Below are 4136 nucleotides of genomic sequence, written 5' to 3' on the forward strand. Positions count from 1 at the left end.
CGCCGATGGTACTGCACTCGACAGGGTGTGGGAGAGTAGGACACCGCCGGAACATCCTTGCGAAAGGCCCCCAACACCGTTGGGGGCCTTTTTGCTTTATATTCTCCTTGCGCGCGGTGCGGTACGAGGTTTCGTAGCAATCTCACAGGGAATAGTTACCCTATGCGGCGCTCCGGTGGCCATGATGGAGAATGACAGAAAGTAGTAATCAGCATCGGCAGGTTCCGAGTAGGAGCGGTCGATGTGCATGGAGGTGTTGATGGTCGCAGCGACGACAACCGCCGACCGCGCGCCGGTCGATCCCCTCAGGCCGCTTCGCTCGCGCTGGTGGCAGCTGAGGCTTCCGGCGACGTTCGGATATCTGGCGGCCCTTGTCGCTGTTACGGCGGTCTTCTCGGCGATGAGCGAGTCGGCGCAGGCGCGGATGGTGCTGCATGCGAGTACGAATCTGCACAATCTGCTGAACGGCCAAGTGGGCACCATGCTGTCGAGCGCACTGGTGATCGGCGACGTCAGTGCCGCATGGGTGCTGATTCCGTTGCTCGGTTGTCTACTGGCACTTGCCGAGTTGCGTTTCGGTGCTGTGCATATGGTGCGCGTGTTCCTGGCCGGACATATCGGTGCCACGCTCCTTGTGGCGCTCGGTCTGTGGGTAGCGATCGAGGCCGACTGGTTGCCCGCCAGCATCCGCTGGGCCCAGGACGTCGGCGTCAGCTACGGCGCCATGGCGTTGGTCGGGGCGATCGTGGTCGCCATTCCACACCGCTGGCGAATCGCTTGGTCCACTGTGTGGTTCATCGTCGCGGCCGAGGGTGTGCTGATCGAACGGACCTTCACCAATGTCGGTCACCTGTTGGGGTTCGTCATCGGAACCGCGGTCGGCTTCGGCATGCTGCGCGCGAAAGCGGCGTCTACCCGCCGACTCACGCGGGTCGAATCCGGCCTGCTCGCTGTGAGCGCGTTCCTCGCGGCAATCCTGCTCATGGGCTGAACGCCGACGCGGCAGGGGTGACGCCGGGCGGGACCGGGCGCTCACCTACAGTGCTTGGGTGCGCCTAGTGATTGCTCGCTGTCAGGTCGACTACGTAGGGCGACTCACCGCCCATCTCGCGATGGCCCGCCGATTGTTGCTGATCAAAGCTGACGGTTCGGTCCTCGTACATTCCGATGGCGGCTCGTATAAGCCGCTGAACTGGATGAGTCCGCCGTGCTGGTTGCAGGAGCGCGACGGTGACGCGGTGCCCGAGGGAGCGAAGGCCTTCTGGGTGGTTACCAACAAGGCGGGTGAGGAACTGCGCATCACCATCGAGGACGTCGAGCACGACTCCTCGCATGAGCTGGGAGTGGACCCGGGTCTGGTGAAAGACGGTGTGGAAGCCCATCTTCAGGAGCTGCTCGCCGAACACGTACAGACCCTCGGCCCCGGCTACACGCTGATCCGCCGCGAGTATATGACCGCCATCGGCCCGGTAGATCTACTCTGCCGCGATGCCGACGGCGCCACCGTGGCCGTCGAGATCAAGCGTCGTGGCGAAATCGATGGCGTCGAGCAGCTCACTCGCTACCTCGAACTCCTGAACCGCGACACGCTGCTCGCCCCCGTCGCCGGCGTCTTCGCCGCCCAACAAATCAAACCCCAAGCCCGCACCCTCGCCGAAGACCGCGGCATCCGCTGCCTAACCCTCGATTACGACGCCTTACGCGGCACCGAGAGCAACGAATTCCGCCTCTTCTAGTTTTCTCCCCGCCGTGGCGAATGACTCCGTCTACTGCGCACCGGTTAGCGCCGCTGTGTATGGGTCGGCGCTCGCGCGTGAGTTCGCCCGCTGGGCGTGAACTTGCCTGCTGCGCATTGGTTCGGTTCGCCGCTGCGTGAGTTCGCCGGCCGCGCATGGGTTCGCCTAGCGCACTCGGGCCTGCCGCCGCTGCACATGGGATCGGTGGTCGCGCCTGCGCTCGTTCGCTGGGCGTGAACTTGCCCGCTACGTGTGACCTCGCCCCGCACGCATGGGTCGCGCGCTGCACATTGATTTGCTCGACGGGCATGGGGTCGTGTGCCGCGGTGGGTTCGCCAGGCCAGTGTGCACCGGCGCAGGAAATGGTGCGCGACGGGCGTGGATTGGATCCCCGGGGTGCGTGAGCGGGCGGTGCGGGGAGCTGCCGGTGGTGTGTGAGGTCGCCGGTGGTGTGTGAGGTCGCCGGTGGTGGCCGGGCAAGTGTGCACGGCGCAGGAAAATGGTGCGCGGCGAGCGTGGATTGGATCCCCGGGGTGCGTGAGGTCGTGTGGTGCGTGAGGTCAGCGGGCGGTGTGTGAGGTCGCCGGTGGTGTGTGAGGTCGCCGGTGGTGTGTGAGGTCGCTGGCGGTGTGTGAGGTCGCTGGCGGTGTGTGAGGTCGCTGGTGGTGCGTGAGGTCGCTGGCGGTGTGTGAGGTCGCTGGCGGTGCGTGGCGTCGCTGGCGGTGTGTGAGGTCGCTGGTGGTGTGTGAGGTCGCTGGTGGTGCGTGAGGTCGCTGGTGGTGCGTGAGGTCGCTGGTGGTGCGTGAGGTCGCTGGTGGTGCGTGAGGTCGTCGGTGGTGGCCGGGCAAGTGTGCACGGCGCAGGAAAATGGTGCGCGGCGAGCGTGGATTGGATCCCCGGGGTGCGTGAGGTCGTGTGGTGCGTGAGGTCAGCGGGCGGTGTGTGGGGGCGCTGGCGGTGTGTGGCGTCGCCGGTGGTGCGTGGCGTCGTTGGTGGTGCGTGGCGTCGTTGGTGGTGCGTCCGGTCAGTGGGTGGTGCTTATGGTTCGGCAGGTGCGATTTTCGTGGCTGCGCATGGCTGTGTTGTGGGGAACGGGTTCGTTTGCCGCGCGAGTTTGCTCGCTGCGGATGGGGTAGCCGGGCAAACGTGTGTGGTGCGGGATGTCGTGTGCGGAGGGGGCGGACTGCGCGTTCAGCGTGAACTCGGCCACGACCTAGGCTTATGGGATGCCTCGACGGAAACCGCGGACGGAACGTCAGGTGGGCCGCTCGCAGGAGGGGGCTCCGCCGATCGGCGATGTCTTCGGTCGGCGGGAGGCCGGGCCGAACAGCGACGATATGTACATCGTGCGAACCGTCCCAGGTAGCCGTGCGACCAAAACGTATCGCTGCCCCGGCTGCGATCACGAAATCCCGCCCGGGGTAGCCCATGTCGTCGCGTGGGCGCTCGAGGGCGGCGAAGACGATCGCAGACACTGGCACCGCGGCTGCTGGAACGGCCGTCGCACCCGCCGAATCACCCGTCGCTGGTCCTGAATCCCACCCCAAAGTAACCCTGCACTTCACGCCCCGAGTCGCCAGTACACCCCGCGCAGACGGTGTGCCGCTACGACAAACGGTGCTGTCATAAGAGCACCTTTGGATAACTTTGCGTCCACAGACAAGGGGCAACTTGCGGCGTAAAAACGAGACCGGCGGCACAGCAGGGCGGCTGTGATACCTGAATCTTCCTGCACCCCAGAGCAACCTCTGCACTGCATTCGACCGCGTCGCCAGTGCACACCGCGCAAACGGTGCGCGCCTACAGGCAGAAGAGCACCGTTGGGTAAAGGGTGCGCTCACGGACAGAGGCGCAGCTTGCGGCGTAAAGACAAGACTGCGGGCACGGCAGGGTCGACTGCGGTACTTGAATCTTCCTGCACCCCAGAGCAACCCTCTGCACTGCATTCGACCGCGCCGCCAGTGCACACCACGCGAACGGTGCGCGCCGAATGAAGGGTGCGCTCACGACAGAGGCGCAGCTTGCGGCGTAAAGACAAGACTGTGGGCACGGCGGGGGCGGCTGTGGTACCTGAATCTTCCTGCACCAGAGCAACCCTGCACTCCACGCCCCGAGTCGCCATGGCACACCCCGTGCAGACGGTGTGCGGCTACGACAAACGGTGCGCGCCTACAGTCAGAAGTGTCAGCGCTCTTCGAAAATCGGATCTGTACCACTTTCCGTGATTTTGTCCGGGTGGATTGTTCAGGCGCTCAGCAGAATTCGTTTGCGGAGCAGGTCGGGTTCGGCGGGGCCGAACGTCTGGCGTTTGATCAGTTTAAAAGTTACGTGGAATCTGGCTCGGGATGATCATGTCTCCCTGGGGTGACCACGGACTTTGGAGGCAGGTTGAGTGGCGCG

3 protein-coding genes are annotated in these 4136 nt (G+C 64.9%); all 3 read left to right on the forward strand.

Annotated features, from left to right (window positions below):
- The first annotated feature begins 241 nt into the window (after positions 1-241).
- The 3 genes from ACIBJI_RS42485 (at position 242) to ACIBJI_RS42495 (ending at position 3271) form a co-directional block, all read left to right on the forward strand.
- A complete protein-coding gene (locus ACIBJI_RS42485) occupies positions 242-991 on the forward strand; it encodes a rhomboid-like protein (RefSeq protein WP_397088849.1) in 750 nt (249 codons plus the stop codon).
- A gap of 58 nt (positions 992-1049) precedes the next feature.
- Entirely contained in the window at positions 1050-1736 is a 687-nt protein-coding gene (nucS, locus tag ACIBJI_RS42490) for an endonuclease NucS (RefSeq protein ID WP_364360281.1), read from the forward strand.
- Between the two features lie 1226 nt (positions 1737-2962).
- The gene (locus ACIBJI_RS42495; protein ID WP_364360278.1) at positions 2963-3271 is read left to right on the forward strand and encodes an ATP/GTP-binding protein; all 309 of its coding nucleotides are present in this window, start codon (positions 2963-2965) and stop codon (positions 3269-3271) included.
- Positions 3272-4136 lie beyond the last annotated feature (865 nt).

The organism is Nocardia sp. NPDC050408, from assembly GCF_044458905.1.
Classification (GTDB): Bacteria; Actinomycetota; Actinomycetes; order Mycobacteriales; family Mycobacteriaceae; genus Nocardia.